The organism is Variovorax sp. NFACC27 (assembly GCF_048301545.1).
Taxonomy (GTDB): domain Bacteria; phylum Pseudomonadota; class Gammaproteobacteria; order Burkholderiales; family Burkholderiaceae_C; genus Variovorax; species Variovorax gossypii.
Map to the genome: position 1 here is coordinate 220,001 of NZ_CP157613.1, position 17,369 is coordinate 237,369.

The window sequence follows — 17,369 nt, forward strand, 5'->3', positions numbered from 1 at the left end:
CGAAGGACGTGATAGCCTGCGATAAGCTTCGGGGAGCTGGCAAATTAGCTTTGATCCGGAGATTTCCGAATGGGGAAACCCACCGAAAGGTATCGCATGATGAATACATAGTCATGCGAGGCGAACCGGGTGAACTGAAACATCTCAGTAGCTCGAGGAAAAGACATCAACCGAGATTCCGAAAGTAGTGGCGAGCGAAATCGGAGAAGCCTGTTAGTGATAGCACAAGACATAACGGAACAGCTTGGAAAGGCTGGCCATAGCGGGTGATAGCCCCGTACGTGAAATGACCTGTGTGGTACTGAGCTAACGACAAGTAGGGCGGGACACGAGAAATCCTGTCTGAATATGGGGGGACCATCCTCCAAGGCTAAATACTCATCATTGACCGATAGTGAACTAGTACCGTGAGGGAAAGGCGAAAAGAACCCCGGGAGGGGAGTGAAATAGATCCTGAAACCGCGTGCTTACAAAAAGTAGGAGCCCGCAAGGGTGACTGCGTACCTTTTGTATAATGGGTCAGCGACTTACATTCAGTGGCAAGGTTAACCGAATAGGGAAGCCGTAGAGAAATCGAGTCCGAATAGGGCGATCAGTCGCTGGGTGTAGACCCGAAACCAAGTGATCTATCCATGGCCAGGATGAAGGTGCCGTAACAGGTACTGGAGGTCCGAACCGACTAGTGTTGCAAAACTAGCGGATGAGCTGTGGATAGGGGTGAAAGGCTAAACAAACTTGGAAATAGCTGGTTCTCTCCGAAAACTATTTAGGTAGTGCCTCAAGTATTACCTTCGGGGGTAGAGCACTGTTTTGGCTAGGGGGTCATGGCGACTTACCAAACCAAGGCAAACTCCGAATACCGAAGAGTACAGCTTGGGAGACAGAGCACCGGGTGCTAACGTCCGGACTCAAGAGGGAAACAACCCAGACCGCCAGCTAAGGTCCCTAAAATTGGCTAAGTGGGAAACGAAGTGGGAAGGCTAAAACAGTCAGGATGTTGGCTTAGAAGCAGCCATCATTTAAAGAAAGCGTAATAGCTCACTGATCGAGTCGTCCTGCGCGGAAGATGTAACGGGGCTAAGCCAGTTACCGAAGCTGCGGATTTGCAATTTATTGCAAGTGGTAGGAGAGCGTTCTGTAAGCCTGTGAAGGTGCGTTGTAAAGCGTGCTGGAGGTATCAGAAGTGCGAATGCTGACATGAGTAGCGTTAAAGGGGGTGAAAAGCCCCCTCGCCGTAAGCGCAAGGTTTTCTACGCAACGTTCATCGGCGTAGAGTGAGTCGGCCCCTAAGGCGAGGCAGAGATGCGTAGCTGATGGGAAACAGGTCAATATTCCTGTACCGATGTGTAGTGCGATGTGGGGACGGATCTTAATAGGTCATCCGGGTGTTGGATATCCCGGTTTAGTTGGATGTAGGCGTGCATTAGGCAAATCCGGTGCACATATACCGAGGCCAACGATCGAGCCAGCTTGCTGGTGAAGTGACTGAACGAGGTTCCAGGAAAAGCCACTAAGCTTCAGCTACACACGACCGTACCGCAAACCGACACTGGTGCGCGAGATGAGTATTCTAAGGCGCTTGAGAGAACTCAGGAGAAGGAACTCGGCAAATTGACACCGTAACTTCGGAAGAAGGTGTGCCCTATTAGTGTGAAGTGAACAACGGAGCATGAATGGGTTGCAAAAAATCGGTGGCTGCGACTGTTTATTAAAAACACAGCACTCTGCAAACACGAAAGTGGACGTATAGGGTGTGACGCCTGCCCGGTGCTGGAAGATTAAATGATGGGGTGCAAGCTCTTGATTGAAGTCCCAGTAAACGGCGGCCGTAACTATAACGGTCCTAAGGTAGCGAAATTCCTTGTCGGGTAAGTTCCGACCTGCACGAATGGCGTAACGATGGCCACACTGTCTCCTCCTGAGACTCAGCGAAGTTGAAATGTTTGTGATGATGCAATCTCCCCGCGGAAAGACGGAAAGACCCCATGAACCTTTACTGTAGCTTTGTATTGGACTTTGAACAGATCTGTGTAGGATAGGTGGGAGGCTTTGAAGCAGGGTCGCTAGATCTTGTGGAGCCAACGTTGAAATACCACCCTGGTGTGTTTGAGGTTCTAACCTAGGTCCATTATCTGGATCGGGGACAGTGCATGGTAGGCAGTTTGACTGGGGCGGTCTCCTCCCAAAGCGTAACGGAGGAGTTCGAAGGTACGCTAGTTACGGTCGGACATCGTGACGATAGTGCAATGGCATAAGCGTGCTTAACTGCGAGACTGACAAGTCGAGCAGATGCGAAAGCAGGACATAGTGATCCGGTGGTTCTGTATGGAAGGGCCATCGCTCAACGGATAAAAGGTACTCTGGGGATAACAGGCTGATACCGCCCAAGAGTTCATATCGACGGCGGTGTTTGGCACCTCGATGTCGGCTCATCTCATCCTGGGGCTGTAGCCGGTCCCAAGGGTATGGCTGTTCGCCATTTAAAGAGGTACGTGAGCTGGGTTTAAAACGTCGTGAGACAGTTTGGTCCCTATCTTCCGTGGGCGCTGCAGATTTGAGGAAGCCTGCTCCTAGTACGAGAGGACCGGAGTGGACACACCTCTGGTGTATCGGTTGTCACGCCAGTGGCATTGCCGAGTAGCTAAGTGTGGAAGAGATAACCGCTGAAAGCATCTAAGCGGGAAACTCGTTTCAAGATGAGATCTGCCGGGGCCTTGAGCCCCCTGAAGAGTCGTTCAAGACCAGGACGTTGATAGGTCAGGTGTGGAAGCGCAGTAATGCGTTAAGCTAACTGATACTAATTGCTCGTGCGGCTTGACCCTATAACTTTGATCAGTCAGATCAAGGTGTTATGCCAAGTTGACGCATTCAAAACAATTCGCCAAAGCTGATTCCAAACTCTATGAATTCGTTTGATTGATCACGTGATCAATCAGACAACCCTTTATGCCTGATGACCATAGCGAGTTGGTCCCACTCCTTCCCATCCCGAACAGGACAGTGAAACGACTCAGCGCCGATGATAGTGCGGGTTCCCGTGTGAAAGTAGGTCATCGTCAGGCTCTTACAGCCCAGAAACCCCCAGTCGAATATCGGCTGGGGGTTTTTGCTTTGCAGTCGCGGAAACGGAAAATACCGAGAAGCAGCTAGAGATTGTGCAGGCCTGAAATGTTCACCTCGGCTGCGCCTGCGGCTACTAGATCCAACAAAAAATCCTCAGCTAATTGATTTGGTTCGAATGCGCTCCGAGCGGAAATAAAAAAGCCCGATGGAATCCCCATCGGGCTTTTTACTTTGAAGCAGTCGGCTATCAGGCTGCCAGACGCTGCTCGATCGCCGCCTTCGTCTCCGGCAGTTCCTTTGGCAGATGATGCTCGAGCTGCTGGAACAGCTCCGCATGCAGCTTCAACTCAGCTTCCCAAGCCGCTTTGTCGATGCTGGTAACCGTCGCGAATTGCTCGGCACTGAAGTTCAGGCCCGTCCAGTTCAGATCTTCATAGCGCGGGCTCACACCGGTGATGTGATCCACGCCTTCGGTCTTGTTACCTTCGACGCGATCGATCATCCACTTCAGCACGCGCATGTTCTCGCCATAGCCAGGCCAGACGAACTTGCCGTCAGCACCCTTGCGGAACCAGTTGGTCGTGTAGATCTTCGGGAGCTTGGCGCCCGCGGCCTCCAGCTTCTTGCCCAGGTTGAGCCAGTGCTGGAAGTAGTCGCTCATGTTGTAGCCCATGAACGGCAGCATCGCGAACGGGTCGCGCCGCACCACGCCCTGCTGACCAGCGGCAGCTGCGGTGGTTTCCGAGCCCATGGTCGCGGCCATATAGACGCCTTCGACCCAGTTGCGGGCCTCGGTCACCAGCGGAACGGTGGTCGAACGACGGCCGCCGAAGATGAACGCGTCGATGGCCACGCCCTTCGGATCGTCCCAGGCATCGTCGAGCGCCGGGTTATTCGTCGCAGCCACGGTGAAGCGCGAGTTCGGATGCGCAGCCTTGGCGCCGGTTTCCTTCGCGATCTGCGGCGTCCAGTCCTTGCCCTGCCAATCGGTCAGGTGCTCGGGCAGTGTCTTGGTGTCTTGCTCCATGCCTTCCCACCAGACGTCGCCGTCATCGGTGAGCGCGACGTTCGTGAAGATCACGTCGTGGTGCAGGCTGTCCATGCAGTTCGGGTTGGTCAGCATGTTGGTGCCGGGCGCCACGCCGAAGTAGCCCGCCTCGGGATTGATGGCATACAGGCGGCCGTCCTTGCCCGGCTTGATCCAGGCGATGTCGTCGCCGATGGTCGTGACCTTCCAGCCTTCGAAACCTGCCGGCGGCACCAGCATCGAGAAGTTGGTCTTGCCACAGGCGCTGGGGAAAGCGGCGGCCACGTGGTACTTCTTGCCCTCGGGGTTCGTCACGCCCAGGATCAGCATGTGTTCGGCCAGCCAGCCCTCGTCGCGGCCCATGTTGGAGGCGATGCGCAGCGCAAAGCACTTCTTGCCCAGCAGCGCGTTGCCGCCGTAGCCCGAGCCATAGCTCCAGATCTCGCGCGTCTCAGGGTAGTGGACGATGTACTTGGTCTTGTTGCAGGGCCAGGCGACGTCCTTCTGGCCAGCCTCGAGCGGCGCGCCTACGGTGTGCACGCAGGGCACGAACTCGCCGTCGGCGCCCAGCACCTCGTAAACGGCCTTGCCCATGCGGGTCATGATGCGCATGTTGACCGCCACGTAGGGCGAGTCGGAAAGCTCGATGCCGATGTGCGCGATCGGCGAGCCCAGCGGGCCCATGCTGAACGGCACGACGTACATCGTGCGGCCCTTCATGCAGCCGTCGAACAGCGGCTGCAGCGTCGCGCGCATCTCGGCGGGGGCCATCCAGTTGTTGGTCGGGCCGGCGTTTTCCTTCTGCTCGGAGCAGATGTAAGTGCGATCTTCCACGCGCGCGACGTCGCTCGGATCGGACACCGCGAGGAAGGAGTTGGGGCGCTTGGCCGGGTTGAGCTTCCGGAAGGTGCCGGCGTCCACCAGTTGCTGGCAGAGGCGGTCGTACTCTTCCTTGCTCCCATCGCACCAGTGGATGGCTTCGGGTTTGCACAGCGCGGCCATGTCGGCCACCCAGGCAATCAGCTTTGCGTTCTTGACGTATGAGGGCGCCTGAATGGTGAGGCCCTTCATCGTGGGTGCGTTCATCGGAAAATCTCCTAAGTTGAAAAATCGTCTTTCCGAACGGGACGCCGCGCCAGCTCAGGCACGGAGGTCCGTTTGAGAAAACGTTTCGCTTCGGGAGATTGCGTCAGTGCGGGCCGCACCGCCCGCAGACAAAGGCGCTAACGCCTGTCAGCGTCAGGCCATGAAGACGGCGATGGATGCCAGCAGCAGCATCAGCACGCCGCCGGCCAGGGGAAGCACCAGCGGCATCAGGTGAACGACCGACTCTACGGCGTCGTGTTCGACGGCCGCGCCTTGGCTCGGCTCGACGGGAGTGGGATTGGACATCGGGAAATTCCTCGAATACGCAATTGACAAACTGATGGCATTTTACCGGCGGGGCGTCTCCAGCCGGTCTAGGGGGTTGCGAGCCCCCGAATGGGGCATTCTGGGGTTGATCTCGCCCCTCAATGCTGCTCTTCCGCCTCGAAGCCCGCGTCCTTCAGCGCGGCCAGCACGCCGGCCAAGTGGGCCCGCCCGCGCGTCTGCAGCACCAGCTCGACGTCGACGTTCTGCGCTGCCAGCATGGTGAAGGCGCGCTGATGGTGAACCTCGTCGACGTTAGCGCCCGCTTCGGCCACGGTGGCCGTGATCCGGGCCAATGAGCCGGGCACGTCGCGCGCGCTGACACGCACCCGGGCCAGTCGCCCGGCCCGGACCATCCCGCGCTCGATGATCGCCGCGAGCAGCAGCGGATCGATATTGCCCCCGGACAGAACCAGCCCCACGCGCTTGCCCCGGAAGCGCTCCGGATGCCGGATCAGCGCCGCCAGCCCGGCCGCGCCGGCGCCTTCGACCAGAGTCTTCTCGATCTCGAGCAGCATCAGCACGCCCTGCTCGATGTCGCCTTCGTCCACCAGCAGCAGGTCGTCGACCTTGCTCGCGATGATCTGCTGCGTCAGCACGCCCGGCGTGCCGACCGCGATACCCTCGGCGATCGTGCTGTTGCCCTGCGCGTGGTGCGTGCCCTTCACCGCATTGACCATCGCCGGAAAGCGCGTCGTCTGCACGCCGACGATCTCGATGTCGGGCTTGCGTTCGCGCGCGGCCACCGCCATGCCGGCGATCAGCCCGCCGCCGCCCACCGATATCACCAGCGCGTCGAGATCGGGCACTGCGTCGAGCATCTCCAGCGCCACCGTGCCCTGGCCCGCGATGATCGCCTCGTCGTCGTAGGGATGCACGAAGGTCAGCCCCTCGCGCTGAGCAAGCTCGAAGGCATGGGTTCGCGCCGCTTCCAGCGTGTCGCCGTGCAGCACCACCTCGGCGCCGAAGCCGCGCGTGCGTTCGATCTTCACGCCGGGCGTGAAGCGCGGCATCACGATCAGCGCCCGCAGTCCGAGCCGCTGCGCGTGATAGGCCACACCCTGCGCATGGTTGCCGGCAGACATGGCGATCACTCCGCGTGTACCGTTCTCGGAAAGATCCACCAGCTTGTTGCATGCGCCCCGTTCCTTGAACGAGGATGTGAACTGCAGGTTCTCGAATTTCAGGAACACCTGCGCGCCGACGATTTCCGACAGGGTGCGTGACTCCACGCACGGCGTGTTGAGCACCTGACCTTGCAGGCGCGCCGCGGCGCGCTCGATTTCCTGGATTCCGACCATGGCGCGCATTGTGGCTGGAATCGCACCCATCAGGGTTTTTACCCTTTCACGGTCTTCCCGAAGCCAAAAGTCTGCGTTATGGTCTGTCCGAAATTGTCCTCGTTGGAGGTTGCCTGATGGCCAAGCGTGCGGGTGTCGATGTCGTGGCTGCTGCGGTACGCGGGCAGGCATTGCCGTCGCCTGGACTCAAGGAGGCGCCGGTGCTCGAGCTCATGTGCTCGCACTTCGTGCTGACCCTGGCCGCCAAGCAGGGGCCGCGCTTCAACGTGCGGCGCGACATCAACGGCCTGCTCTCGCTCACGGGGCGGCACCTGGTGTGGCCTGCCGCCGTGCTGCAGCGGCTGCGCGAGTTTCTCGGCCGCCGCTGCGCGGGCAACGAAGCCTGGAAGGGCGTGGAAGACTTCGACGGCCGCACGCTGCTGGAGCGCCATGGCGTGTGGCGCGGACCGTACGAGGAAGGCACGCTCTTCTTCTATCTCGACGAATACGCGAAGGACCAGCCCAAGGACCTGCTATCTGTGCTCGCTGTCACGCGCGACTGGCTCACGCACGCGTTGCGCAAGCAGTCGACGCTGGTCGAGAAGAACATCGACGCCCTCGCGGGCCTGCTGCAGCTCAACAAGGCCGAGCGTGCGCTGCTGCTCTACGGCACGCTCGCGCGCTACCAGCGCGACCTGCGCTCGCTGCTGGTCGAGTTCAAGGTCAACAACGCGCCCGAGGCCTACGCCGCCATCGCCGACATCGCCGGCGTGAACGCGAGCGACGTGGGCGAGGCGCTGCGCGCGGGCTCGCGGCTCGAGCGCATCGGGCTCGTCGAGAACCTCATCTCCGAGCACAACATCACCGACCTCGCCGACCTGATGAAGGTCAGCGAGAAGCTGCCGCCGGTGCTCATGCGCGAGTACCGCGATCACAACGAGCTGATGGCCGTGTTCACGCGCCCCTCGGCCAAGAGCGCGCTCACGCCGCATGACTTCTCCTTCGTGCAGGAAGACGCGCAGATGCTCGTCAGGCTGCTGCGCGCGGCGGTTGCGCGCAAGGAGCCGGGCGTCAACGTGCTGCTCTACGGCCCGCCCGGCACCGGCAAGACCGAGCTCGCCAAGGTGGTCGCGCAGGCCGCCGGGCTCGAGCTCTTCGAAGTCGAGTACGCCGACCGCGACGGCAATTCGCTCAGCGGCCGCGACCGCTACCGCTCGCTGCAGATCGCGCAGGTGTTCCTCAAGGGCAGCGCGCAGGCCGCGCTGCTGTTCGACGAGGTCGAGGACGTGTTCCCGCCCATCAGCACCGAGGCCGCGCAGTTCATGGCGCGCGCCGAGCAGATCCCGGCGCCCACCAGCGGCAGCGTCAGCGGAAAGGCCTGGGTCAACCAGATCCTGGAGGCCAACCCCGTGCCCACGCTGTGGGTCACCAACCGCATCGAGCAGATAGACCCGGCATTCCGTCGCCGCTTCGCCTATCACCTCGAGCTCAAGTCGCCGCCGCCCGGCGCGCGCGAGCAGCTCGTGAAGAAGACGCTCGAAGGCGTGGTCGTGTCCGAGGCCTTCACCGCCAAGCTGGCCGGGCGCAAGGGCCTCACGCCCGCGCAGATCCGCACGGCGGTGCGCTTCGCTGGGCTGGCCCGTACCGAGGACGACGCCTCGATGGAAACGCTCATCGAGCGCCAGCTGCGCAATGCCGACCTCGCTCTCGGCACCGCCGACGCCGCGCGCGGCGAGCGCCACAGCGTCACCACCTACGACCTCGACATGCTCAACGTCGAGACCCGCTTCGAGATCCCGCGCATCGTCGAGGCGCTGAAGGCACGCGGCCACGGCACGCTGTGCTTCTACGGCGCCCCCGGCACCGGCAAGACCGCGCTGGCGGAGCACATCGCCAAGGCCGTGGGCCGTCCGCTGATCGTCAAGCAGGCCAGCGACCTCATGAGCAAGTACGTCGGCGAGACCGAGCAGAACATGGCCGCCATGTTCCGCGAGGCCGAGACCGAAAAGGCCGTGCTGCTGCTCGACGAGGCCGACAGCTTCCTGCAGGACCGCCGCGGCGCGCAGCGCACCTACGAGGTCACCGAGGTCAACGAGATGCTGCAGGGCATGGAGCGCTTCAACGGCGTCTTCGTCTGCACCACCAACCTGCTCGACCGGCTCGACCAGGCGGCGCTGCGGCGCTTCACCTTCAAGATCAAGTTCATGCCGCTCACCGCCGCGCAGCGCGAGCGCATGTTCATCACCGAGGCGCTCGCGGGCGACGCCGAACTCATGACCAATGCCATGCGTTCGCGGCTCGCGCAGCTTGCACAGCTGTGCCCGGGGGATTTCGCGGCAGTGAAACGGCAGACCGATATCCTCGCCGCGGAGTTCTCCGCGAGCGAGTTTCTCGACCAGCTCGAGGCCGAGCACCGCATCAAGCCCGAAGTGCGCGAGTCGCGCGGCATGGGCTTCGTGCAGTAGCACCGGCGGCGGCAAGCCGAAGGCTCGGGGCGGCCGTCGCCGCGCAGAACGAAAACATCCGCCCGTCGATGCGGGCACGAGGAGGAGCGCATGGTGGGTTCTCGCAAGGTCGACGACGCGCGGCGGTTGCCGCGTCCTGGTGCATGGGCTGCCGCCGGCGCGGCGCTCGCTGCCGCTTTCCTTCTGGCGGGCTGCGGAGGCGGTGGAGGAGGGGGCGGCGGCGGTGGCCTGCCGATCGGCCTGATCCCGGGCACCACGACGCCACCGACAAACACCCCGAGCGGCGGCGACGGCATCGTCGCCTCGGTCACCGTCGCGGGCCTGTGCGCATCGCCGCGCAGCGGCATCAACCCGGACACCAATGCGGCCTACCCCGACCGCAGCGGCACGATCGACAACGAGAAGAGCTGGGTGCGCGGCTGGATCGACGAAACCTACCTCTGGTACGGCGAAGTGCCCACCACCCTCAAGGCCGCCGACTACGCCACGCCCGTCACCTGGTTCAACGTCCTCAAGACGACGGCCACCACGGCGTCGGGCCGCGCCAAGGACCGCTTCCACTTCACCTACGACACCGAGGTCTACCGCCAGCTCACGCAGGGCGGCGTCTCGGCCGGCTACGGCATGGAGACGGCGTCGGTGCGCAGCTCGCCGCCGCGCGACATCCGCATCGCCTTCGTCGAGCCCGGCTCGCCCGCCACCAACGCGGGCCTGCAGCGCGGCGCGAAGATCCTCACGATCGACGGCATCAACGTCGTCAGCAGCACCGGCACCGCCAACGTCAACGCGATCAATGCCGCCCTGTCGCCCAAGGCCGCCGGCGAGTCGCACACCTTCACCTTCGAGGTGAACGGCGTGGCGCAGTCGCCGGTACAGCTGACGGCCGCGAAGATCACCAGCACGCCGGTGCAGAACGTGCAGGTCATCGACACCGGCAGCGGCCGCGTGGGCTACCTGCTGTTCAACGACCACATCACCACGTCGGAGTCGCTGCTCATCAATGCGGTGAACACCTTCAAGCAGGGCGCAGGCATCCAGGACCTCGTGCTCGACATGCGCTACAACGGCGGCGGCCAGCTGCTCATCGCGAGCCGGCTGGCCTACATGATCGCGTCGCCCTCGGCGACGACCGGCAAGACCTTCGAACAGCTGGTCTTCAACGACAAGAACCCGTTCCACCTGACGGCCTCGCAGACGCTCACGCCCTTCGTCACCACCAGCCGCAGCGGCCAGGCACTGCCCACGCTCGGCCTTTCGCGCGTCACGGTGCTCACCGGCCCCGACACCTGCTCGGCGAGCGAATCGGTCATCAACAGCCTGCGCGGCGTGGGCGTCACCGTCAACCTGGTCGGCGGCACCACCTGCGGCAAGCCCTACGGCTTCTATCCGCAGGACAACTGCGGCACCACCTACTTCGCGATCCAGTTCAAGGGCGTGAACCAGCAGGGCTACGGCGACTACAGCGACGGCTTCACGCCCACCGCCGGCTGCACGGTGGCCGACGACTTCGGCCACCAGCTCGGCGACAAGGCCGAGGCGCGGCTCGCCGCGGCGCTCGCGCTGCGCAGCACGGGCTCCTGCCCCGTCTCGACCAAGACCGCCGTCGAGGGCCTGGAGAAGGCCGCCGGGCCCGGAGCGGAGCAGCCCTACCTGCCGGGCCGCTCGCCGCTGCGCGAGAACCGCCTGATCGGCCTGCCCGATCCGGCCTGAACTGCCCTGGGTTCCCCTGAGAGCTGGCCCCGGCTCTCCTCCGGGCTCGCGGAAAACCCCTAGCGCTGGCGCTTGCCACCCCTGTCGCTCGCGCCGTAGAGTGAGTTAAACGTTTGCGCAAAGGTTTGCGCAAACGTTTGTATCTCGGGCGGGCAGGACTTGCCCGGCCTGAGAACCAACTTCCTAGTACCAGGAGAGAGAAGATGCGCAAATGGATCGGGGCGATGTTCATCGCCGTCATCACGGTGTTGGCGGGCTGCGGAGGCGGCGGCAACGGGGGCGGAGGCATCGGCATCGGCCTCGGCCCGGGCTGGGGCGGTGGTGGCGGCGGATCGGGCGGCGGTTCCGGCGCGCAGAAGATCATCATCGACAGCGACTACAACACCATGAGCGACGACGGCCAGCTCGGCGTGATGGCCGCCCAGCTGCAGGCCGACGGTAAGGTCCAGGTCATGGGCATCAGCGTGGTCTCGGGCAACCAGTGGCTGAAGCAGGGCGTGGCCGATGCATTGATGTCGGTGGAGCGCCTCGGCGTGGGCGACCGCATCGGCGTCTACTCGGGTGCGAACTACGCGCTCAACCACACCTATGCCGACGTCGAAGCCGAAATGGCCGCCGGTGCCGGCGGCGACGGCTACCTCGGCGCCTGGGGCGGCCCCGAGCCCAAGACCGACGCCGATCTCAAGCCCTCGCCCGACGGCTTCGCGAAACGCACGGTGGTGCAGCGCAAGACCGCGGTCGACTTCATCGTCGACACCGTGAAGGCCAACCCCGGCGAGATCACCATCCTGGCCATCGGCCCGCTCACCAACATCGCGCTCGCGGTGAAGCAGAACCCCGAGATCGTGCCGCTCATCAAGAAGATCATCTACATGGGCGGCGCCGTCGACGTGCCGGGCAACACCACCAAGGCCGCCGAGTTCAACTGGTGGTTCGACCCCGATGCCGCGCAGTTCGTGGTGCGCCTGCCCATTCCGCAGGTGGTGGTGCCGCTGGACGTGACCGACACCGTGTTCCTCACCAAGCCCATCTACGACCGCATCGCCCACCCGGCCAAGCCCACCGCCGTGACCGACGTGTTCCAGAAGCTCAACGGCTACGGCTTCGACGGCAAGAACGGCTTCGAGAACAACCCGAACTACACGCAGAACATCTGGGACACCCTCACGCTGGCCTACCTGATCGACCCGAGCTACGCCACGCAGACCGTCGAGCGCTACGTCGATGTGATCGCCAAGCCGGGCGCGGCCGACAACGGCCGTTCGATCGGCTACTCGTCGCAGCCAGCCGGCGCGACGCTGCAGAAGATGACGGTGGTGAAGAAGTTCGACAGCGCGCGCTTCTTCGAGCTCTACGTCGACCTGCTCACGCGGCCGGTGCCCATCACGCTGCCCGCGACGACGAACTGAGCGTCGTCGTCATAAGCCGCGCTTATCCAAACACAACCGGGAGACCCGTTCCCGGCAGGCGCTGCCCTTCGGATACTCGCCCACGTCCGCATTCCCGCGGACGCACAACGAATCCGACAGAGACAACGCCGTGCTGTCCGCCGCCATTGCCGCCATTGCCGCCGTCGACAGCCACGCCCATGTGTTCGTGCGTGGCCTGCCCCTGGCGGCGGCCCGCCGGCATGCGCCCGACTACGACGCCACGCTGGCCGCGTACCTCGCGCTGCTCGACGCGCACGACGTCTCGCACGGCGTGCTGGTGCAGCCCAGCTTTCTCGGCACCGACAACAGCTTCCTGATCGATGCGCTGCGCGCCGCCCCGGGGCGCCTGCGCGGCGTCGCCGTGGTCGACCCGCAGGTGGACGACGCCACGTTGCGCGCCATGACCGAGGCCGGCATCGTCGGCATCCGCCTCAACATCGTGGGCATGCCGCTGCCCGACCTCTCGCGGCCCGACTGGCAGCGGCTCTTCGCCCGCGTGCGTGCGCTGGGCTGGCACGTGGAGCTGCATCGCGAATCGCGAGACCTCCCGCAGGCGGCGCGGCCCGTGCTCGACGCCGGATGCGCGCTGGTCGTCGACCACTTCGGCCGGCCCGCATCGGCGCCCGCCGACGATGAAGGCTTTGCCTGGCTGCTCGGCGCCGCCGCCTGCGGGCGCATCTGGGTCAAGCTCTCGGCCGCCTACCGCAACTGGCCCGCGGCCACCACCGATGTGCGCGCACACGAAGCCGCGCAGGCGCTGCTGAAGGCCTTCGGCCCCGAACGCCTCGTGTGGGGCAGCGACTGGCCGCACACGCAACACCGCGAAATCGCCGACTACACCACCGCCCATGCGGCGCTGGCCGACTGGGTACCCGACGCCGCTGCGCGCCGCCGCATCCTGGTCGACACGCCGGCGCGGCTCTTCAAGTTCAAGACAGGAGACATCACCGATGACCAATGAAATCTCTCGCGCGCGACTGCTGCGCGCCGTTCCGCTCGCGCTCGCCGGCGCGGCCCTGCTGCTGGGCAGCCTGGGTGCGCATGCCCAGGCGTGGCCGTCCAAGCCGGTGAGGCTGGTCGTGAGCTACCCGCCCGGCGGCACGGTCGACGCGGTGGCGCGCATCGTGGCGCCCAAGCTCTCGGCGAAGCTGGGCCAGCCGGTGGTGATCGACAACCGGGGCGGCGCCGGCGGTGCCATCGGCGGCGACCTCGTCGCCAAGAGCGCGCCCGACGGCTACACCGTGCTGCTCGACGCTTCCAACCACGCGCAGAACCCGGCGCTGCGCAAGATGCCCTTCGACACGCTGCGCGAACTCGCACCGGTGTCGCTGCTGGTGAAGGTGCCCAACGTGCTGGTGGTGAACCCCTCGGCGCCGATGAAGAGCGTGGCCGACCTGATCGCACAGGCCAAGGCGAAGCCGGGCGGCATCAACTACGCCTCGTCGGGCAACGGCTCGGCGCAGCACCTCGCGGGCGAGCTGTTCACCTCGATGGCGGGTGTCCAGATGACGCACGTGGCCTACAAGGGCGGCGGCCCCGCGCTCACCGACGTGATGTCGGGGCATGTGCCGGTGTTCTTCGCCAGCATCGCCTCGAGCCTGCCTTTCATCCAGAGCGGCAAGCTGCGCCCGCTGGCGGTCACGGGCAAGACGCACTCGTCCGCCTTGCCCCAGCTGTCCACCGTGGCGGAGGCCGGCCTGCCCGGCTACGAGGTCTACGAATGGAATGCGGTGTTCGTGCCGGCCGGCACGCCCGCGCCGGTGGCCGAGCGGCTCTCGAAGGAACTCGCGGCCACGCTCAAGGATCCGGAAGTGCGCGGCCGGCTCGAAGCGTTGGGCGCCGAGGTGATCGGCTCTAGCCCCGCCGAACTCGACAGCTTCCGCCGCGCCGAGATCGCCAAGTGGACCAAGGTCGCGAAGGACAACAGGATCCAGCTGGATTGAGGCCGCGTCAGCCGCGCAGCATGGCCGCGAAGGCGTCGGCGAAGGTCGGCCGCGAGCGCGCCAGCCACAGCGCCGAGAGCTCGAAGGCCGGCAGCCCCGCGCCGTCGCGCACTTCGGCATAGCGCACGCCCTCGTGCTGCAGCGCGCGCACCGAGCGCGGCAGCAGCGACCAGCCCAGCCCCGCGGCCACACAGGCCAGCACCGTCAGCGTGCGGTTGGCGTCCTGCACCACGCGCGTCTCGTGACCGGCGCGGCGCAGCGCGCCCAGCAGTTGCGCGCGCAGGGCCGGGATCTGCTGTTCCGGGAACCACACCAGGCCGTGTCGTGCGACGTCGGCGAGCGACACGCAGCCGTCCTCATGAAGCGGCCATGCGGCGGGCAGCGCCGCGATCATCGGCTCCTCGCCCAGCCGCAGCTCGTGCACCCGGGCCGTGACAGATACCGGCGGATGCAGCAGCGCGATGTCGATGCGCCCGCCTTCCAGCGCCGCCACCTGCTCGGCATTGCTCATCTCGCGCAGCACCACGTCGAGCTGCGGATGTTCGGCGCGCAGCCGGCGCAGCGCGTTCGGCAGCACCTCGTAGACCGCGTGCGTGACGAAACCGATCGTCAACCGGCCCGCGCGGCCGGCACCGATCGCGCGGGCACGCTCGGTGGCCGCGTCGCCGTATGCCAGGCTGGCGCGCAGGTCGTCGATGACGGCCAGCCCTGCGTCGGTGAGCGTGGCGCCGCGGCGCGAGCGCGTGAAGAGCCGCGTGCCGAGCTCCTGTTCGAGCCGGTTCAGCGTCTGCGTGAGCGCCGGCTGCGCCAGGCCCATCCGCTCGGCCGCCTTCGTGAGGCTGCCCGCCTCGGCGATCGCGATCACGCAGCGCATCTGGCGGGTGTCCACGGCCGCGCCTTTTTCCTACGGCCTCAGAACGCCTCGCAGACGCGCAGCACCTCGCTGCCGTAGGCCTCGAGCTTCTTGGTGCCGATGCCGCTGATGCCCTGCAGGTCTTCGAGCGTCGCGGGCGCGCGCTCGGCAATGGCCGCGAGCGTGGCGTCGTGGAAGATCACGTAGGCCGGCAGGTTGTGTTCCTTCGCGACCTCGGCGCGCCAGGCTTTCAGCGCGTCGAAGCGCTTCCTGCCCATGTCGTCGAGCTTGGCCGCGGCCGGCGGCGGCGCGCCCTTGGCGGTTTTCTCGCGCCGGGGCTTGCGCTCCGCCGGTGACGACACCGATTCGCGCAGCGTCACCTGCGTCTCGCCCCTGAGCACCGAGCGCGAGCCTTCGGTGAGCTTCAGCGTGTTGAAGGCTTCCGCGTCCACCGCCAGCGCGCCGGTGGCGATCAGCTGGCGCAGCACGCCGCGCAGCGCCACCTCGCTGAACTCGGCGCCGATGCCGTAGGTGCTGATGCGCTCGTGGCCGAACTGCTTGACCTTCTCGGTCGGCTTGCCGCGCAGGATGTCCATGATGTGCCCCGCGCCGAAGCTGATGCCGCTGAGCTGCTGCACGCGGTAGATGGTGCTCAGCAGCTTGCGCGCGGCATCGGTGCCGTCCCACACCTGCGGCGGGTTCAGGCAGTTGTCGCAGTTGCCGCAGGGCGTGCTCTTCTCGCCGAAGTAACCCAGCAGGCGCACGCGCCGGCAGTCGCTGGCCTCGGCCAGCGAGAGCAGGGCGTCGAGCTTGCCGCGCATCACCTGCTTGAACTCTTCGCCGGCGGGGCTTTCGTCGATCATGCGGCGCTGGTTCACCACGTCCTGCAGGCCGTAGGCCATCCAGGCGTCGGCGGGTCCGCCGTCGCGGCCGGCGCGGCCTGTTTCCTGGTAGTAGCCCTCGATGTTCTTGGGCATGTCGAGGTGGCCGACAAAGCGCACGTCGGGCTTGTCGATGCCCATGCCGAAGGCGATGGTCGCGACCATCACGATGCCTTCCTCGCGCAGGAAGCGGTCCTGGTGCTGCTGGCGCACCGACGCGTCCAGGCCCGCGTGATAGGGCAGGGCATTGATGCCCGCGTCGCGCAGCGACACCGCCACGTCTTCCACCCGCTTGCGCGACTGGCAATAGACCACGCCGGCGTCGCCCTCGTGCTCGCGCTCGATGAAGCGCAGCAGCTGCGTGGTGGCGTCCTTCTTCTCGACGATGGTGTAGCGGATGTTCGGCCGGTCGAAGCTGGAGACGAACTGCCGCGCGTCCTCCAGCTGCAGCCGCTCGACGATGTCGGCGCGCGTGAGCGCGTCGGCCGTGGCCGTGAGCGCGATGCGCGGCACGCCGGCGTAGCGCTCGTGCAGCACGGTGAGCGCGCGGTACTCGGGGCGGAAGTCGTGACCCCACTGGCTCACGCAATGCGCCTCGTCGATGGCGAAGAGCGAGAGCTTGCCGCGCTCCTTCAACGAATCGAGCTGCGACAGGAAGCGCGGCGTGTTCACGCGCTCGGGCGCCGCGTACAGCAGCGTGATCTCGCCGCGCAGCATGCGGCGCTCTACGTCCTGCGTCTCCTCCCAGTCGAGTGTGGAATTGAGGAAGGCCGCGCTCACGCCGGCCTCGTGCAGCGCGCCCACCTGGTCATGCATCAGCGCGATGAGCGGCGACACCACGATCGCCACGCCGCGCCCCGCGCGCTGCCGGGCGATGGCCGGGATCTGGTAGCACAGCGACTTGCCGCCGCCCGTGGGCATCAGCACCAGCGCGTCGCCGCCGCCCACCACGTGATCGACGATGTCCTGCTGGGCCCCCCGGAACTGCGCATAGCCGAAGACCTCGTGGAGGATGTCGGAGGGGGCGCTGCTGCCGGAGATGTCGATGGGTTGGGGGGCGAGAGAGGACACAGGCAGCGGGCGGGGAGGTCGGAAAAGGAGGGGAAGGGGGAGAAAGAGGGCGGCCGCCGATTGTCCCCCAGCGCCGCAGATATGACTGTGGCACGAGGTTTGCAATGGTGGCCGCCGTCCTGCGTCCTTTCCTGTCTAGACAGCAAATGGGTGCATTTCCCAAGGAAGTGCACCAAAAATGACCTTTCGGGTTATCCTGTATATACAAGTTGGGGCGCCTGGCAACAATGCGAGGC

At 64.9% G+C, this 17,369-nt stretch carries 10 protein-coding genes and 2 rRNA genes (1 of these 12 cut by a window edge); 7 read left to right on the forward strand and 5 right to left on the reverse strand.

Translation table 11 applies throughout. The annotated features are described in order from the left end of the window. Together ABL840_RS01115 and rrf are read left to right on the forward strand one after the other, a co-directional pair. A 23S ribosomal RNA gene (locus ABL840_RS01115) occupies positions 1 to 2,822 on the forward strand; it begins 49 nt to the left of the window's first position. 127 nt (positions 2,823 to 2,949) lie between these two features. Continuing rightward, positions 2,950 to 3,062: ribosomal RNA gene (gene rrf / locus ABL840_RS01120) — 5S ribosomal RNA — on the forward strand. 248 nt (positions 3,063 to 3,310) lie between these two features. Here rrf and ABL840_RS01125 read toward each other — a convergent pair. The 3 genes from ABL840_RS01125 to ABL840_RS01135 all read right to left on the reverse strand — a co-directional run bounded on the left by ABL840_RS01125 (position 3,311) and on the right by ABL840_RS01135 (position 6,801). Beyond that, positions 3,311 to 5,176, reverse strand: a complete 1,866-nt coding sequence (locus ABL840_RS01125; protein ID WP_093307458.1) for a phosphoenolpyruvate carboxykinase (GTP) — start codon at positions 5,174 to 5,176, stop codon at positions 3,311 to 3,313. Between the two features lie 153 nt (positions 5,177 to 5,329). Beyond that, positions 5,330 to 5,482 carry a hypothetical protein gene (locus ABL840_RS01130; RefSeq protein WP_170217208.1) on the reverse strand — a complete coding sequence of 51 codons (153 nt, stop codon included), beginning with the start codon at positions 5,480 to 5,482 and terminating at the stop codon, positions 5,330 to 5,332. 119 nt (positions 5,483 to 5,601) lie between these two features. Further along, positions 5,602 to 6,801 (reverse strand): threonine ammonia-lyase, encoded by a 1,200-nt coding sequence (locus tag ABL840_RS01135; protein ID WP_176947657.1) that lies wholly within the window; start codon positions 6,799 to 6,801, stop codon positions 5,602 to 5,604. 116 nt (positions 6,802 to 6,917) lie between these two features. On the opposite strand from ABL840_RS01135, the gene ABL840_RS01140 reads away from it, so the two are divergent. From ABL840_RS01140 to ABL840_RS01160, 5 genes are all read left to right on the forward strand, one after another. Further along, complete coding sequence (locus ABL840_RS01140; protein ID WP_093307460.1) at positions 6,918 to 9,245, forward strand: ATP-binding protein; 2,328 nt, start codon at positions 6,918 to 6,920, stop codon at positions 9,243 to 9,245. Between the two features lie 90 nt (positions 9,246 to 9,335). Beyond that, positions 9,336 to 10,955, forward strand: a complete 1,620-nt coding sequence (locus ABL840_RS01145; protein WP_093307461.1) for a S41 family peptidase — start codon at positions 9,336 to 9,338, stop codon at positions 10,953 to 10,955. Between the two features lie 203 nt (positions 10,956 to 11,158). Beyond that, entirely contained in the window at positions 11,159 to 12,364 is a 1,206-nt protein-coding gene (locus ABL840_RS01150; RefSeq protein WP_093307462.1) for a nucleoside hydrolase, read from the forward strand. A gap of 130 nt (positions 12,365 to 12,494) precedes the next feature. Further along, on the forward strand, positions 12,495 to 13,346 hold the full coding sequence (locus ABL840_RS01155; protein ID WP_418116169.1) for an amidohydrolase family protein: 852 nt from the start codon (positions 12,495 to 12,497) through the stop codon (positions 13,344 to 13,346). Continuing rightward, positions 13,336 to 14,328, forward strand: coding sequence for a tripartite tricarboxylate transporter substrate binding protein (locus tag ABL840_RS01160; RefSeq protein ID WP_093307463.1), 993 nt, complete (start codon positions 13,336 to 13,338; stop codon positions 14,326 to 14,328). Before ABL840_RS01155 ends, ABL840_RS01160 begins: the two co-directional genes overlap by 11 nt. Positions 14,329 to 14,335: 7 nt before the next feature. Here the strand turns inward: ABL840_RS01160 and ABL840_RS01165 are convergent, their stop codons facing one another. Further along, a complete protein-coding gene (locus tag ABL840_RS01165; RefSeq protein WP_093307464.1) occupies positions 14,336 to 15,217 on the reverse strand; it encodes a LysR family transcriptional regulator in 882 nt (293 codons plus the stop codon). A 23-nt stretch (positions 15,218 to 15,240) separates the two neighbouring features. Then, positions 15,241 to 17,133, reverse strand: coding sequence for a DNA helicase RecQ (gene recQ, locus ABL840_RS01170; protein WP_093307465.1), 1,893 nt, complete (start codon positions 17,131 to 17,133; stop codon positions 15,241 to 15,243). Positions 17,134 to 17,369 lie beyond the last annotated feature (236 nt).